Annotated in this window: 12 protein-coding genes and 2 pseudogenes; 5 read left to right on the top strand and 9 right to left on the bottom strand. The window is 61.8% G+C overall.

Annotation, left to right across the window (positions count from 1 at the left end):
• Positions 1-23: 23 nt before the first annotated feature.
• Positions 24-914, bottom strand: a complete 891-nt coding sequence (locus tag OKW26_RS21655; RefSeq protein WP_429355116.1) for a LysR family transcriptional regulator — start codon at positions 912-914, stop codon at positions 24-26.
• Between the two features lie 121 nt (positions 915-1035).
• On the opposite strand from OKW26_RS21655, the gene OKW26_RS21650 reads away from it, so the two are divergent.
• The gene (locus OKW26_RS21650) at positions 1036-1776 is read left to right on the top strand and encodes an SDR family NAD(P)-dependent oxidoreductase (RefSeq protein ID WP_429355115.1); all 741 of its coding nucleotides are present in this window, start codon (positions 1036-1038) and stop codon (positions 1774-1776) included.
• Positions 1777-1812: 36 nt separating this feature from the next.
• Here OKW26_RS21650 and OKW26_RS21645 read toward each other — a convergent pair whose 3' ends face one another.
• The gene (locus OKW26_RS21645; RefSeq protein WP_429355114.1) at positions 1813-2562 is read right to left on the bottom strand and encodes an SDR family oxidoreductase; all 750 of its coding nucleotides are present in this window, start codon (positions 2560-2562) and stop codon (positions 1813-1815) included.
• Positions 2563-2661: 99 nt separating this feature from the next.
• Here OKW26_RS21645 and OKW26_RS21640 point away from each other — a divergent pair, with 99 nt between their 5' ends.
• Both OKW26_RS21640 and OKW26_RS21635 read left to right on the top strand, forming a co-directional pair.
• Positions 2662-3576, top strand: a complete 915-nt coding sequence (locus OKW26_RS21640) for an AraC family transcriptional regulator (protein WP_184010480.1) — start codon at positions 2662-2664, stop codon at positions 3574-3576.
• 8 nt (positions 3577-3584) lie between these two features.
• Positions 3585-4016 (top strand): annotated as a pseudogene (locus tag OKW26_RS21635) (glycine cleavage T C-terminal barrel domain-containing protein); the annotation flags it as partial.
• Between the two features lie 105 nt (positions 4017-4121).
• Here OKW26_RS21635 and OKW26_RS21630 read toward each other — a convergent pair.
• From OKW26_RS21630 to OKW26_RS21600, 7 genes and pseudogenes are all read right to left on the bottom strand, one after another.
• Positions 4122-4322 carry a BON domain-containing protein gene (locus OKW26_RS21630; protein WP_429355270.1) on the bottom strand — a complete coding sequence of 67 codons (201 nt, stop codon included), beginning with the start codon at positions 4320-4322 and terminating at the stop codon, positions 4122-4124.
• Between the two features lie 31 nt (positions 4323-4353).
• Complete coding sequence (locus OKW26_RS21625) at positions 4354-4683, bottom strand: hypothetical protein (RefSeq protein WP_429355279.1); 330 nt, start codon at positions 4681-4683, stop codon at positions 4354-4356.
• A gap of 75 nt (positions 4684-4758) precedes the next feature.
• On the bottom strand, positions 4759-6171 hold the full coding sequence (locus OKW26_RS21620; protein ID WP_429355113.1) for a DUF5939 domain-containing protein: 1413 nt from the start codon (positions 6169-6171) through the stop codon (positions 4759-4761).
• 151 nt (positions 6172-6322) lie between these two features.
• Positions 6323-9628, bottom strand: coding sequence for an adenylate/guanylate cyclase domain-containing protein (locus OKW26_RS21615; RefSeq protein ID WP_429355112.1), 3306 nt, complete (start codon positions 9626-9628; stop codon positions 6323-6325).
• A 303-nt stretch (positions 9629-9931) separates the two neighbouring features.
• On the bottom strand, positions 9932-10879 hold the full coding sequence (locus OKW26_RS21610) for a pseudouridine-5'-phosphate glycosidase (RefSeq protein WP_429355269.1): 948 nt from the start codon (positions 10877-10879) through the stop codon (positions 9932-9934).
• 62 nt (positions 10880-10941) lie between these two features.
• Entirely contained in the window at positions 10942-11604 is a 663-nt protein-coding gene (locus OKW26_RS21605) for a dihydrofolate reductase family protein (protein ID WP_429355111.1), read from the bottom strand.
• A gap of 170 nt (positions 11605-11774) precedes the next feature.
• Positions 11775-12866, bottom strand: a pseudogene (locus OKW26_RS21600) (ISL3 family transposase); the annotation flags it as partial.
• A 386-nt stretch (positions 12867-13252) separates the two neighbouring features.
• Between OKW26_RS21600 and OKW26_RS21595 the strand changes: the two are divergent.
• Both OKW26_RS21595 and OKW26_RS21590 read left to right on the top strand, forming a co-directional pair.
• Entirely contained in the window at positions 13253-13762 is a 510-nt protein-coding gene (locus OKW26_RS21595) for a DUF1269 domain-containing protein (protein WP_090811604.1), read from the top strand.
• Between the two features lie 146 nt (positions 13763-13908).
• Positions 13909-15036 carry an aminotransferase class V-fold PLP-dependent enzyme gene (locus tag OKW26_RS21590; RefSeq protein WP_429355110.1) on the top strand — a complete coding sequence of 376 codons (1128 nt, stop codon included), beginning with the start codon at positions 13909-13911 and terminating at the stop codon, positions 15034-15036.
• Positions 15037-15172: the final 136 nt, after the last annotated feature.

The following is a 15172-nucleotide window of genomic DNA, read 5'->3' as shown; positions in this document are numbered from 1 at the left end:
CTTTTAGTTCACGGACGTCGCTCCTACAAGCGCTGCGGCAGCGCAGCCGCAAAATAGTCAGTCGCCCGGCGCACGCGCGCAGGCACGAAACGACGCCTCGGCCAGATGATGCTTACATCACGGGCGTCGCGAATGAAGTCGTCCAGCACGGTCACAATGTCGGGATGCTTGAGTTCGTCGGCGAGCGAGAGCTTCGCGAAGAGGCCGATTCCCACGCCCGCGAGCACGGCCGATCGTATTGTCTCGACGCTATTCGACGACAGGTTGCCTCGCACCGGTACGCTGAATCGGCCTCGTGGCCCATGAAACGGCCAGTTTGCCGACTCCATCAGACCGCCGTAGAGCAGGCAATTGTGATTGGCGAGTTCGGTAGGATCCTTCGGTACACCGTATTGCTCGAAATAGCGACGCGATCCGACGCAGACCAGCGGGGTGCTCGCAATCCGCTTCACGACCGAATCCGGATCGTTGACGGAGCCCACTCGAATCGCGAGATCGATTCGATCCTCGACCATATCGCGTACGAAATCCGACAACACGAGATCGACCCGCAGACCAGGATAGCGCGACAGCAGCTCGGGAATGAGCGGAACAACGTGCAGGCGACCGAACGTAGAGGCAGAGGCGATCCGGACCAGCCCCGAGACATCCAGCGTGCTGCTGGTCAGTTCGCTGTCGGCCACCTCAATCTCGTCCAGCAACGGCTTGGTGCGTTCGTAGTATTTCTGCCCCTGATCCGTCAGGGTCACGCTGCGTGTGCTTCGGTTGAATAGCAGCACGCCCAGGCGCTTTTCCAGCGCGCCGATCGACTTACTGATCGCGGACTGTGACTCGCCGGTTCTGCGCGCCGCGGCGGAAAAGCCACCCGCTTCAACCACGGCGAAGAAGGCGTTCAATTCGTGAAACCGATCCATTGTATTTCTCTCGTGCGATCTATTCTCTCGGTGAATGGATCTTATGATAAATCCGCCGATTATCATTCGCAGTGGCCGCAATTACGATGTCACTTCCATTCACGAACAGGCAGAAGCTTCAATGTCTACTCTCACAGGGAAGTTCGCGGTTATTAGCGGCGGAACGACCGGTATCGGCCTGGCGATCGCCAGGCGATTCGTCGCCGAAGGTGCTCACGTCTTTATCTTCGGTCGGCGCCAAGGCCAGCTCGACGAGGCCGTCAAACTGCTCGGACGCAACGTTACCGCGCTTCAGGCCGACGCCGCGAATCTCGATGACCTCGACCGTGTCGCTGCGGCAGTCAGGGACGAAAAAGGTGTCGTCGACATCATCGTGTCGAACGCGGGCTTTACCGAGCAGGCTTCGATCGACACCATCACGCCTGAGCATTTCGACAAGGCATTCAACCTCATGGCGCGCGGCCCGGTATTTCTGGTGCAGAAGCTGCTGCCGATGATGACAGGTGGTGGGTCGATCATCCTGGTTTCGTCGGCCATGCACGTCATGGGCATCCCTGGTCATACCGCCTACGCGGCGACCAAGGCCGCGTTGCGTTCCTATGCCCGCACCTGGGCCGCCGAATTCAAGGATCGCGGCATTCGCGTCAACATGCTTAGCCCCGGTGTCACCGACACCCCGATTCTCGACTCCCAGTCGGCGACACGCGAGGATCTGGTGAGCATGTACAAGAGCATGGTCCCGATTGGTCGACTCGCCCGCGCCGAGGAGATGGCCAGCGCGGCGCTCTTTCTCGCCTCCGAACAGAGTTCCTATATGACGGGCGCGGATTTGATGAATGACGGCGGCATCGGCCAGGTCTGAGTCCCGAGGCGCTCACCTCCGCGATTTTTACTCGTGCTATTTAGCGGCCGCGTTGTACCACTCGACAGCGTCCTCGCCGGCGGGGATGTTGAACGGGCTCGATGAATCGGTCGCTGCGAGCCAAACCGCTTCGGCGACATCCGATGCGTGCGTGACGGCCGTTTCTTTCTGCCAGTTTGCGAAAATCTGCTCCACGAGCGCGCCGTACGGCTCGGCGAATCCGTCTTTCATACGTGCCTGCGCGTTCTCGCCGAAGCGGGTGGAAGGCGCGCGTCCCGGCAGCACGACACGCACGCGCACATTGAACTGCTCCAGTTCGAGCGCGAGCGATTCGCTGAACGCGTTGACCGCGGACTTGCTCGCGGTGTAGACCGACAGCAAATGCAGCGGTCTGCAGGTGACGGTCGACGTCACATTGATGATCACACCTTCGCGGCGCTCGCGGAACTGCGGCAACACGGCCTGCGCCATCGCGATGGTACCGAGCGTATTGGTCTCGAAGATATCGCGCACGGTGTCCATCGGCGTTCCTTCGAGCGCGTTCAGAAAACCGATACCCGCATTGTTGACGAGCACGTCGATCCGACCGGCGGCATCGATGACGGCGCGAATGCTTTGCGGGTCCTTCACGTCGAGGGCGAGAATCGAAAGACGATCGGAGCGCGGCAAGACGTCTTCGCGTGGCGCGCGCATCGTGGCGATAACGCGCCAGTCGCGATCCAGAAAATAACGCGCGATTTCGAGGCCAAAGCCGGACGAGCAACCGGTAATCAAGACGGTCTTCATGTCGAATCCTGTGGTTGGTGACAGTCCCAACACAATAAGTCCTGACCACCCGGACTCGCTACAATTGAGCGTCCAGGTTTCATTCGAAATCGTCCGATCATGATCGACCCGCTCGCCGAAATCGTCACATTGCTGAAGCCGACGCCCACGTTCTCGAAAGTGCTGAGCGGCGCCGGGCGCTGGCGCGCGAGCCGCACGGAAGTCGGCCAGCCGTTCTATTGCGTGGTGCTCGAAGGTTCCTTCCGTCTATCCGTCAATGGTTGCGAGCCGCTCATTCTTCAGGCCGATGACTTCGTGCTCGTGCCCGAAGTCTTTAGCTTCACGATGACGAGCATCAACCCGCCCGACGATGACGACGTCTCCGATATCGCGCCCGCGGCACTGCCCGACGGCAGCTTTCGTTTCGGCGATGCGTCGGTCGCGCCAGAAGCCCAATGGCTTGCGGGCCTCTGCGCGTTCGGTTCGCCGGATGCGGCCTTGCTTGTCTCGCTCTTGCCCAAGCTCGCGCACGTGCGCGGTGAACCCAGGCTGGCGACGCTCGTCAAGCTCGTGAGGGAAGAATCGCGCGCGCAGCGGCCCGCGCGCGAGGTCGTGCTGGCGCGACTGCTCGAGGTGCTCTTCATTGAAGCGTTGCGAGCCACGGGGACGGGGGCGTCGCCCGGACTCGTCCGCGGCCTCGCCGACGCCCGTCTCGCGCTCGCCATCCGTCATATGCACGAGAGTCCGCACAAGCCCTGGACGATCGCACAACTCGCAAAAACCGCCGCGCTTTCACGGTCCTCTTTCTTCGATCGATTCAGCCGCGCAGTCGGCGTGGCACCGATGGAGTATCTGTTGTCGTGGCGCATGGCCGTCGCGAGGAGCCTGCTGCGCCGGAACGAAGTCAGCATCGCAGTGATCGCGGAACGTGTCGGTTACGGCTCGGCGAGCGCATTCAGCGTCGCGTTCACGCGTCATGTCGGTCTGCCGCCCACGCAGTATGCTCGAGACGCAGCGAATGTCGTCGCTCGATAGCGTCATAAAAAGGCTATCGGGCCTGGGGCCGCGAGCTTTCGCCGGATTGCAATCCGTTCGAGGCAGGCCTGGCGTTCGCCTGCAAGCTCGACCAGGACATCGCCTTCCGCGGTCGCGACGCCCTTCTGCGTCTGCGCGAGGCGCCGCTGCGCCGGCGTCTCGTTACCCTGACGGTCGACGGAGCCGAACATCTGATGCTGTGCGGTGGCGAAGCAATCTTGCGCGACGGCAAGCCGGTAGGGGCGGTAACCTCAGCCGCGTTTGGGCATACATTGCGATGTCCGGTTGCAATGGGTTTCGTGAACCGTGCCGATGGTGCCGCCGATGCCGCGTGGCTCACGCAAGGCCGCTATACGATCGACGTGGCGGGCGAACAGGTGAGGGCAATCGTGCATCTTAGGGCGCCGTACGATCCGCGATCGGAACGCGTGAAGGGCTAAATGCAGCGAGCTGAGGCGAGAACGACCCCGAAATCAGGTTTTCGCGCAACAGTCGCGCGTTGCGTCTTCGTGGAGCTTCCCGAAGTGATGAGATCAACATCGAGCCTATCCGGCCGATGCCGCGAGACGTTGCTCAATGCTTGCTGCATTGCTCTTTCGCACTGTCAATCTGTTCGTCACCGACTTGACTCCCAGCACTGATCTTGATGCATTGCCAGCGCGCGAGATCTGCCAGCTTTCCGGCACCGACCCGGTGAGCGTGACGACGCCGTGGCTCGCCCTGATGTGAATCTCTGAATCATCCATATCCGGTACACGCCTGAGGGCGCGGCGAACGTCACGAACTATCGAAGTATCCGGCCTGGGTCGAGGCGGCGAGCCCGAGGCCGCCACCCTTTGTGCGACCGCGGCGGACGTCGCGCTCATACCTTGTTGCGCGTTCGCATAGGCCGCGCCGCTCGCGATGGCCGCAATTATCATTGCGCCGATTATTCTGCTCGCATTGCTTATGTTCATGCTGGCTCCTTTGGGTTCTGTCAACCTTGCAAAGTCCGCTGTCCGTGTCGAACGATTTCTTTGACCAGCAGATCCAGGTCGCGAGCGTTTCCTCGGAACGCGGCTGAACGCCGTGCATAGGGAGCAAACCGGCTGCGTCGTTCTTCTCCATCTCGGCACCTGTCGGGTTCGACGTTGAGCAAACAGGAATAGCCCCAGGAGGAGGCAAGATCGGCGCCGTAAGCCGTCACCACTCGGACACGATGCGATACACGCTTGCCCTGCCCTGGAGGCCGCGAAGCGGAGCCTCAAATTCGACGACAGTGCGGCCACCAAGGAGGTCGCGGACCCCAGGCGCACTATAGAGCGCTTCCGAAATGCAAATCTCCCCGGCGTCGGCGAGAGACTGCACGCGCGCGGCGACGTTGACGGCCTGGCCGAAATAATCGAGATTGTCGTTCAGTGTCACCGCAATCGACGGCCCGCAATGTGCCCCGATCTTCAGGATGATCGCCGGTTCTCCACGTTCGCGATTGAAGCGCCCGATTTCCTCCACGATATTCAACGACGCGGAAACCGCGTCCGTTGGTCGACAAAAGACGGCCATCACAGCGTCGCCAATCGTCTTTACGATAGCGCCGGAATACCGTTGTGCGATCATCTCGAGCAAGGCGAAATGCTGTCTGACGAGGCCGTACGCATTCAGATCACCGATGCGTTCATACATGGCCGTCGAACCCTTGAGATCCGTGAAAACGAACGTCACTTGCCGAATCCCAAGGCCTTCCTTCTCGTCAACGTTCTCCGAGCGGAACAGGCGCCGGAAGGTCTGTCGCGCCACCAGCGCCCCGCCGGAGAGATACGGTTCGAATTCGAGCGGGGGCTTGATGGCCTGAGCGACGACCTCTGGAGGCCAATTGATCAAGAGCAGCGACCCGCGCGTGCTCCCGGTATTCCTTACTTGAATGACGACAGGACCAGGCGGCACAACGGAGAGCGCCGGGGCAAACCGTTGACCGTCATAACCGACCTGCAACAGTGTCGGCGAGGTGGCGGGCTCACCAGCGACCGGAACAATGAGAGCGGCTTGTGTCTCGACATTCACACCCGTCAAGGCACCGGGGCCAAGAACAGCCTGCAGGGTCGTCGTCGAACCTGGCGGCAGGAACGTGAGGCCGCGCACGAGCCCCCGCAAGAAGTCGAGAAATCGGACCTGCTGGCCGGCGAACCGACCGTCACCGTTAAATCGCAGTTTCCAGTGGAAATCTTCCACGGAAAGCGACTCGGGATCGTGGAACGTCAGCCTCCGAAGTTCGGGCGATATTGAAAACGTGACCTGGATGAAATCGTCGAGGTCGGTTTCGCCCGTAACGTCGCATAGCCCACAGACGTAATGGGTCTTGAGAGTGCGCAATGATCCGAAGCTGTGGAGGACCATTCCCGACTGCGGACAAAGAACGTCCCAGTTCATCTCGAACAATCCGTATCGCGCCGCATGAAGAAAGAGGTCAATGCATTCAGCCTCGCTTATGCCGCGATCTCGCGCAAACGCCAGCGGATTGACCCGGTAGACGGACAGCTCGTCGCCGCTCCTGATCAGAGTCTCGAGCTTGGAAATGACGCGCGGACTCCATGATCTCGCCTGCTCGATCGCGATCATTTTGCTCTCGAGAAGCCGATCGTCAATGTTCATCGTCGTGGTCAGGTCAACGGAAAACAGTCAGACACAACTGCCGTGTCATGTCGCTTTACCTTGGATTGCAAGATACGGTGATGGTTGGACGGCGTCAACAGGAGTGAGCGCGGCGACCCTATCCTCCTCTATCGGTCTCGCCCGCAAGCGCGGCCTCGATCGCCTGGAGCGCATAAAGGAAACCCAGGCTGCTGCCCTCCTGCCGTAGCCGCTGGAGTTCCTTTAGCGACGCCGGATCGCGATTGCCGGTTCCATACGAGACAAGCGCCCGTGCGCGCGCCACGAAAAATCCGGAAAAGGGCGATGGCTCGCGGCGTGCGTAGTCTTCAAGGGCCGCAGCATGGTGCGCGGCCGCATCCCAGCGTTTGCGGTCGATGCATGCATCTATCGCATCACGTCGAAACAGAAAGTGGTTGTGGCTCACCGCTCCGGCCGCGAGCAAAGCTTCGCCTTCCGCGAGCGCCTGTGCGAAGACAACGGGGTCGTCCGTCGTGCGCGCGAGCACGCCGAGATAAGCGGGGCCCAGGTAGTTCATGCCGGTCTCCCGGCTGATCGACAGCGCCGCTTCGATATCGGCGCGCGCTTCGCGCGGACGGCCGGCGACACGATGCAATTCCGCGCGAAACGCGAGCGCTTCACCTTCGAAGCGCCTTGATTTCAGCTCGCGCGCGCACTGTAGCGCAGGAGCGACGTGCTCCCACGCGCGATCCCACTCCGCGCGATCGTGCAGGCAGTGCCAGGCAGCGTGATGGGCGACGGCGAGTGCGCGGGGATGCCCCACCTTCTGCGCCGCGGCGACGCTGGCAAGCGCGGCGTCGAGTGCGCGCGCGGCTTCGCCGGTAAACCACGTCGTGATCGCCCGCATCGGAAGGTTGGCCACCTCGATCCGTCCGAAGCCATGGCATTGGCAGAGTTCGATGCAGCGGCTGAAGGCCGCGTGGGCGCTGATCATCCGGCCGCGCATGTACTCGCCATCGCCAAGGCCGCCGAGTGCGGCCGCCTCCTGTTCGGGATCGCACGCGTCGCGCGCGAGGGCAAGGCTGCGCCCGTGCTCACGCACGCAGCCGTCGATATCGCCGCGTGGAAAACACAGATTGCCGCGCAGGAAGTGAATGCGCGCCTTTTCGCGCAACAGGCCTTGGGAAGCTTCAGCGGCGTAGTCGAGGTCGGCCCATGCACCGTCGAGATCGTCGATGATCCGCTTCACCGTGGCCCGCCCGATCCATGCGCGGCAACGCTCCGCGTCCGTCGTCGCATATTCGAGGGCGATTTCGAATGCATGGAGTGCCGACTTCATGTCGCCGAGGTCATGCAGGACGTTGCCATGTAGACACTCGAGTGCGGCGCGGTCGCTACGTTGATCCGCGAGATCGAGACCTCGTTCGACAAGCCGGAGCGCGGCTTCATGGCGGTGCCCCGACGCCTGCGAGCGCGCTGCTTCGCAATAGGCGAGCGCTGCCCCGGGTTCTCCCGCGCGATCGAGATGTTCGGCTCGCAGGACGAGGTCGCGCTCGCCGTACCACTGTGCGGCGCGACGATGCAAATCGCGGCGCCGGCTTTTCAGCAGCCCGTCATAAATGGCGTCGCGAATCAGTGCGTGATGGAAGATGAATCCGGTGCCCTGACGTCGTAACAGCAGACCGATTACAAGCGGTTCCAGCGCAACGCCGGCATCAGCATCGGCGCCAGCGCCATCGACGAGAAAATCGACCGCCTCCTTCTCGAACAACTGGCCGAGCACCGAGGCAGCCTGCAGCACTGTCTTATCGGCGGGATCAAGCCGATCGAGCCGCGCCTGTACGAGGCTTCGCACCGACCCCGGCACGCCGGTCCCTTCGCCGTCCTGCGCATCGTTCAGCAACTGCTCGAGAAACAGCGGATTGCCCGCCGCCCGTTCGATGCAGCGTCCCGCCAGACCTGCCTGCGTCCCGGGAAACGATCTGGCCATCGCATGCGCGTCGCCGGCGCTCAGCGGACCCAGATCGATCAGCGAATACGGTCCGCCGGTCGCCACGCGCCACGGCTCTTCACTCGAATCGCCGTGCGTCCGCACTGTCAGCACGAGTACGGCCGGACATCCCGCCATGGTTTCCGATAGTCCGGCGAGGTCGCGAAGCGTCGATTCGTCCGACCAGTGAATATCCTCGACGACCAGTACCCGAGGTTGCTGGCGGCTCGCGCGTTGGACGAGCCGGGTCAGGGCGTTGCGTCGGCCGCGAACGCGCATTTCATTGTCCATGGCGTCGTAGACCGCCCGGTCCTCGAACCCCATCGGTAAATCGACCAGATCTTCGAGAAAGAGTGCGTCGCCAGCGTCGATCAAACCGCTGGCGAGCGCGTGCTCGACGCCAGTGGCACTCGCAGCTCCGTCAGTTGAGCCGTCGGCTGCCAACAGGCCGCGCACGAGAGACTGGATTGCGCCACGTCCGGTTGACGCACCGAAGTCGAGCACGAGACCAGTATGAGAAAGGAATCCTGACTCCCGCGCCTCGCGTTCGAATTCCTCGACCAGGCGTGTTTTGCCGATCCCGGCCTCACCGCGCAGCAGAACGGTGCGTCCGCCTCCGGTGTCGCGGCAGGAATGGAGCACGGATCGAAACTGCCGCATCTCATGATGCCGGCCGACGAACGGCCGGCCCGGGCGTGCGCGCCGAAGGCCGGCAATACACCACGCCGTGACCGCTTGCGCGAAGCCTTTGACCGACAGCGCGCCGCGTTCGACACAGTCCAGGCGGTCAGCCAGCGGGCGTCGCACGCTTTCCGAGATCAGGATCTTCCCCGGCTCAGCCGCATCGGTGAGACGCGAGGCGAGGTTGACCGTGTCGCCGGTGACTGTGTATTCCCTGTGAGTCGCGCTACCGGTGCCGCTTGCGACGACTTCGCCGCCGGCTATGCCGATATGCACGGAGACCGGGCGGCCGAGCGCACGCGACAGGTCGGGCATCCCGTCCCTGATCGCGAGTGCCGCCCGCACGGCGCGTTCGACATCATTGCCATGCGAGACCGGCGCGCCGAATACTGCCATGACGCAGTCGCCGACGTGCTTGTCGACGTGCCCGCCATGCTGCTCGATGGTGCGGTCAACCTGCTCGAAGTAGCGATCGAGCACGGCGAGTACTTCCTCCGCGTCGACTTCACGGCTCATCCGCGTGAAGCCACACAGATCGGCGAACAGGACGGCGACCTGCCGTCGTTCGCCTTTCGCCTCGCCTGGGCTCGCGGCGCTATGCCGGGGCCCGGTTCGCGCCCGCAATTCAGTCAAGGCATCGAGCAGTTTGCGGCGATGACCGACCGACGCAATACCCAGTTCTTTCAGATCGTCCGCGGTGAGATCGCGAAGCACGTCGGCGTCGATGGCGTTCTCGCGAAACACCGGTTCATACCGCTCCATTCCGAGGCTGTGCAGCCACACGGCGACGTCCACGCGCCCTCCTGAGAGGAAGGTGTCGAATCCGTCAAAGATAGCACGGGGCTGGCTTCGTGGAGCCCTGCGCCCCGGGCGGCGGCCGACGCATCGCTGCCGCCCATGGGCGCGGTTGTCGACCGGTGGAAAGCAGCGGAGAAGGTGCGTCTCGCGCATTGCCGATTGGACGCTTGGGACTTCGGCGAGGCAGATATCGACGAGCCAGCGCCTCATATAGCGGCCGGGCGAACAGCTTCGGCACTGGCTCGAAATGAGCGCGGTGGCCGTCAAGGAAATCACCAGCCGCGCGAAACGGCAGTGAGGCTACACCGCGCCTGCGCTGGGCTTTGAGCGTGCCAACGCTAGCGCCAGCCTTGCGCCGACCTCGGCGTTGTGTTTTACGAGCGCGATGTTTGTCGCCAGGCTGCGCCCGCCTGTCAACGCCTTGATGCGCGCCAGCAGGAAGGGGGTGACGGCCTTGCCGGTGATTCCTTGTGCAGCGGCCTCGTCGAGCGCCTGCTGGGTCAGCGCGTCGATCTCTTCGAACGACATCGCTGCGGCTTCCGGCACCGGAGTGCTCAACACCACACCGCCGTCGAGGCCCAGGTCCCACTTGGTGCGAATGAACCGTGCCTGTTCCTCCGCATCGTCCAGCCTGAAGTCCGCGCGAAAGCCGCTGTCACGCGTGTAGAACGCCGCAAAATTGTCCTGTTCGCAACTGAGCACCGGCACGCCGTGGGTTTCCAGGTATTCCAATGTGAGCCCGATGTCCAGGATGGACTTCGCACCGGCACAGATCACCGCCACCGAGGTCTTCGCCAGTTCCTGCAGGTCGGCCGAGATGTCAAAGGTTTCATGCGCGCCTCGGTGTACGCCGCCAATGCCTCCGGTGACGAAGACCTCGATGCCGGCCAACGCCGCACATATCATCGTGCCAGCCACGGTCGTGGCGCCCAGCCCGCCGCCGGCCAGCACGGCCGGCAGGTCGCGGCGGCTGACCTTATGTACGCGGTCCGATCGGCCGATCGTTTCCAGTTCGTCATCCGAAAGGCCGATATGGATTCGCTTATCGATCAGCGCAATAGTCGCCGGCTCGGCACCCGCGTCACGGATCAAGGCTTCCACTTCGCGCGCGGTGCGAACGTTCTCCGGGTAGGGCATGCCGTGGGCGATGATGGTCGATTCCAGCGCCACGAGCGGGCGACCGGAGGCCTGCGCAGCAGCTGCAGGCGCGCTCCAGGTCAACCAGGAGCGTGCAAGGTCAGCAACCATGTCGATCCTTTCGGTGGTGTGATTCACTGAAGTATGCGGTACAAGAGGCCTTCAGCGAGTGCTTAGGCGTCCGTGTGCCCTTGGCGCCTTAGGACGACATGCGTGGCCTTCTCCGACGCTACGAATTCAACGCATTCGTATCCCAGAGCCCGCAAGTCGACCCCTTCGAACAGCGATTCTCCCCGGCCGAGCAGGACCGGCGCGACGGCAATGTGCAGATCATCGATGAGGCCCTCGCGAAGATACTGCTGAATTGTGTCCGGCCCACCGCCAATCCGCACGTCCATTCCGGCAGCGGCCTCGCGTGCACGGTCGAGCGCCTCGCGAATGCCTCCGGTTATGAAGTGGAACGTCGTGCCGCCTGCCATCTCGATGGGGAGACGAGCGTGATGGGTCAAGATGAAGACTGGAACGTGATACGGTGGATTGTCTCCCCACCAGCCTTTCCAGTTTGTGTCCGGCCAGTCCCCACGAATGGGTCCGAACATGTTGCGCCCAAGAATCCAGGCCCCGACATTCTGAAAGCCGCGGGCGGCGAAATCATCGTCAACCCCGGTCGTACCGCCGTCCTTGCCGAACAAGGCTTGCTGGAACGTGTGTGTTGGGACTAGCCACTGATGCAGTTCCGTCCCGCCAATGCCGAGCGGATTGTTGATGTCTTGATTCGGGCCTGCACCGTATCCGTCGAGCGAAATGGTGAAGCCCGCAACGCGAACGCGTGTCATCGTTTGCCTCCGTTTAGACGCCTAACGTAATGTGGACCGCAAAGCTGCAAGGTTTGCCGGAACTACGCGAAATAGTCTGGCAGCAGATTTTTGCTCAACCCTATGTCTCCAGGAGAAGTTTTCCGAATTTGGGGTCTTCGCGGAAAAGAGTGATGAAAAATCTCCATTTTTCAGATTCGAGGCAGCATGCAAGTGAGGATCTTCAGGCGCAGATACTGCTCATCTCGCAATCCGTACGCGCGTCGTTGGATGACCCGAATCTTGTTATTGAGTCCCTCAACGAAGCCGAGCGGCACCTTGTTTTCTGGCTTGCAATAGGAAGCAATCCCCTCCCAATGACGCTCGACCATCGCGGCAAACTTCTCATAGGGCTTCAAACGCTGCCACCTCAGGCTGGATTTCCAGTTCTCGAAGAAGCGACGTGCCCAGCCTTCGCGCTCGTAGTCCCACAACTGCCCGAACGACTCCTTGAGCAGGTACGCGGTATTCAGCCGTCGGTTCGCTGCGAGAAGCGTCTTCAACGAGTTCCTGCCTTCCATCGACAGGTTTTCGCGATGACTAAGCAGAACGTACTTCTGGCCTTTGATGTAGCGCCGCTGCTCGCCTTGCAGGCGAGCGTATTCGCTCTTGCGCACTTCATCCAGGGCTTCGTTGAGCTGCTTTATGACGTGGAATTTGTCGTACAGGATGGCCGCATGCGGCACGCGTTCCTGCGCGACGTTGTAAAACGGCCGCCACATGTCCATCACGACAAGCCGGATGCCGCGGGCCTTTTTCTCGCCCCGCCAGTCATAGAACTGATGCATGCTGGCCTCCTTTCGATCTTCGCCACCGAACCAGATCGCACGGCCCCGTATCAGGTCGCTCACAACAATGCGGTACGTCTGTCCCCTGCCAATCGAAATCTCGTCGATGCCGATGACCTTCGGCCCAGGCGTGCCGAACCGCTCCAGTTGCGCCCGCATGTACTGCATCTCGAGGTCCTTGACCGTGTGCCAGTGCAATCGCAGTTCGTCGGCCACGTCCTTGATCGTGCTCTCGCGACAGCGACGACCGACGTACCACGCGAAGCGCTTCGTGTAGTGAGGGTTGTCCGCCAGAAAGCTCAGTCGTTCGCCTTTCACGCTGCCATCGCATCGACAGCGGACCCGACGAGCTTCGAGTTCCAGGTAAATCCGTACGTCGCCGTTCGGCAGATCTCGAACGCGACGCACCGTGCGATCGTGGATCGAGCACCGTCGACCACATCCCTTGCAGGCCGTTTTTTTGAGCGCCGAACCAGCGTGACTACGCGTGCCATGCGATCACCGAAGACACCGCGCAGCGCTTCGCAAGGACGGAATCCGTCGAACCGGTATGCGTCAGAAAGACGCTTGAGTTTGCGTGAAGTAGCCATCGCGAAATCATGCCCGATTTCGCGAGGCCATCAAGACGCGCGAACCCTTACCCAGATTGGCTCTCCGACGTTTTCATCATGAAAAACCATCACACTTTTCCGCGAAGATCCCGAATTTGTAAGCTGGCATACAGCGGCGACCAGCCATCCAAACACGGCACGCACCTGCTAAGAGCCAACTTTTGCCTGCCGCAGGCGTACGATGAACGGCATAGTCCCGTTTGAGGACGGCTTGATTGATGGAGGGTCGAGATGAGACGTCTTTATTTCCTCGCATCTGACACGTCGACGGCGAAGGCGATCGTAGACGACTTGCTGCGGACGCGGATCACATGGCGACATCTCCATGTTCTCGCGAATCACAGCGTCGCACTCGAACAGTTACCCGAGGCAACTTTGCTGCAGAGCAGCGACGTCGTGCACTCGCTCGAACGCGGCGTGGCGCTCGGCGGTGCGACCGGAGCGCTCGTCGGCCTCGTGGCGCTGGCGTTTCCTCCCGCGGAGCTCGCTATTGCGGGCGGAGCCGTCGTCGCATTGACGTTGGCGGGTGCCGGCTTCGGGGCCTGGACGGCCGCGATGATCGGCGTCGCCGAACCGAATGCACGACTCGAGCGCTTCCGGGACGCCATCCGTGACGGCCAGCTCCTGATCATGGCCGACGTGCCTGGATCGCGCGAACAGGAGATCGAGCAGATGGTCGCGCAGCATTTTCCGAAGGCCGATATCGAGGGCGCGGAGCCCACGACACCGATCTTCCCCTGAGAAGCAGTCGGGACGAGGCGAGCGGCGCCACCTTTGGCGCGACTGCGATCGAATAAGGGCGGGGACGTCTCGGCCGATACCGTTGCAGGCAGCTTTCGTTAGAATCTGTCTTCGATTCTTTTACTCGTCAATTACCGGAGGCGAAGGTGCCAGGTTTACTTCCCGATGTCGACCGCGATGGACTCCTCGAATATTCGGTCGTCTACACCGACCGATCGATCAATCACATGTCGCAGCTCTTTCAAGGAGTCGTACGCGATATTTCCGGCGCCCTGAAAAAAGTCTACAACGCGAAGTCGGCCGTTATCGTCCCGGGCAGCGGGACTTTCGGCATGGAAGCCGTCGCCCGCCAGTTCGCGACGAACAGGAAGTGTCTGGTCATCCGCAATGGCTGGTTCAGTTTCCGCTGGTCGCAGATTTTCGACATGGGCGACATTCCGTCTGAATCGGTGGTGTTGAAGGCGCGTCCGGTCGAACGAGGTAGGCAGGCCGCATATGCACCGGCTCCGATCGAAGAAGTCGTCGCTGCGATCAAGGAAAACAAGCCGGATCTGGTCTTTGCGCCGCATGTCGAAACCGCATCCGGGATGATGCTGCCTGATGCCTACTTGCGCGCGGTGTCCGACGCGGTGCATGCCGTCGGCGGCATGTTTGTACTGGATTGCATCGCCTCCGGTACGATCTGGGTGGACATGCAGGCCAGCGGCATCGATGTCCTGATCAGCGCACCGCAAAAAGGATGGAGCGCATCACCCTGCTGCGCAATGGTCATGCTCAGCCCTCTCGCCCGCGAAAGAATCGACGCAACGACCAGCACCAGTTTCGCTTGTGATCTCGGGAAATGGCTGCAGATCATGGAAGCCTACGAGAACGGCGGGTTCGCCTATCACGCCACGATGCCCACGGACAGTCTCGCGACGCTGCGCGACGTCATGAAGGAAACCGAGGCATATGGCTTCGAGAAAGTCAGAGCCGAGCAGCTTGAACTCGGCAAGCGCATTCGCTCGCTCATGAGTGACAAAGGTTTCAAAAGCGTGGCGGCTGAAGGTTTTCAGGCTCCTGGCGTCGTGGTCTGCTATACGGACGATGACGGCATACGATCCGGCAAGAAATTCGCCGATGCCGGCTTGCAGATCGCGGCCGGTGTTCCCCTTCAATGCGACGAGCCGGGAGACTTTAAAACCTTCCGCGTCGGATTATTTGGCCTGGACAAACTGCATGACGTCGAAGGTGTGGTCGCCAGGCTCGCCAAGGCGTTGGACAGTATTCTTTAGAGCGTTTTTCCAAAGCACGTGCGCGTGGCTCGCTTTCGCGACCGACCGCCGCACGGCGCCGCGGATGGTGCGACTGGCTGCGCACCATCCGGTTGCAAGTGGCTGTGCGACAGGTCTCCCGCGCGATACAGAAACC

Origin of the sequence: Paraburkholderia sp. 32, assembly GCF_050435345.1 — a bacterium.
GTDB classification, from domain to species: Bacteria; Pseudomonadota; Gammaproteobacteria; order Burkholderiales; family Burkholderiaceae; genus Paraburkholderia; species Paraburkholderia tuberum.
The sequence above is the reverse complement of the archived record's forward strand: the minus strand, read 5'-3'. Positions and strand labels throughout refer to the sequence as shown.

Bases quoted from the DNA above. Each gene is read 5' to 3' on its own strand.
- OKW26_RS21625 (WP_429355279.1), bottom strand. From the start codon at position 4,683: ATGGAGAAGAACGACGCAGCCGGTTTGCTCCCTATGCACGGCGTTCAG.
- OKW26_RS21610 (WP_429355269.1), bottom strand. From the start codon at position 10,879: ATGGTTGCTGACCTTGCACGCTCCTGGTTGACCTGGAGCGCGCCTGCA.
- OKW26_RS21650 (WP_429355115.1), top strand. From the start codon at position 1,036: ATGTCTACTCTCACAGGGAAGTTCGCGGTTATTAGCGGCGGAACGACC.
- OKW26_RS21630 (WP_429355270.1), bottom strand. From the start codon at position 4,322: ATGGATGATTCAGAGATTCACATCAGGGCGAGCCACGGCGTCGTCACG.
- OKW26_RS21640 (WP_184010480.1), top strand. From the start codon at position 2,662: ATGATCGACCCGCTCGCCGAAATCGTCACATTGCTGAAGCCGACGCCC.
- OKW26_RS21655 (WP_429355116.1), bottom strand. From the start codon at position 914: ATGGATCGGTTTCACGAATTGAACGCCTTCTTCGCCGTGGTTGAAGCG.
- OKW26_RS21605 (WP_429355111.1), bottom strand. From the start codon at position 11,604: ATGACACGCGTTCGCGTTGCGGGCTTCACCATTTCGCTCGACGGATAC.
- OKW26_RS21595 (WP_090811604.1), top strand. From the start codon at position 13,253: ATGAGACGTCTTTATTTCCTCGCATCTGACACGTCGACGGCGAAGGCG.
- OKW26_RS21620 (WP_429355113.1), bottom strand. From the start codon at position 6,171: ATGATCGCGATCGAGCAGGCGAGATCATGGAGTCCGCGCGTCATTTCC.
- OKW26_RS21645 (WP_429355114.1), bottom strand. From the start codon at position 2,562: ATGAAGACCGTCTTGATTACCGGTTGCTCGTCCGGCTTTGGCCTCGAA.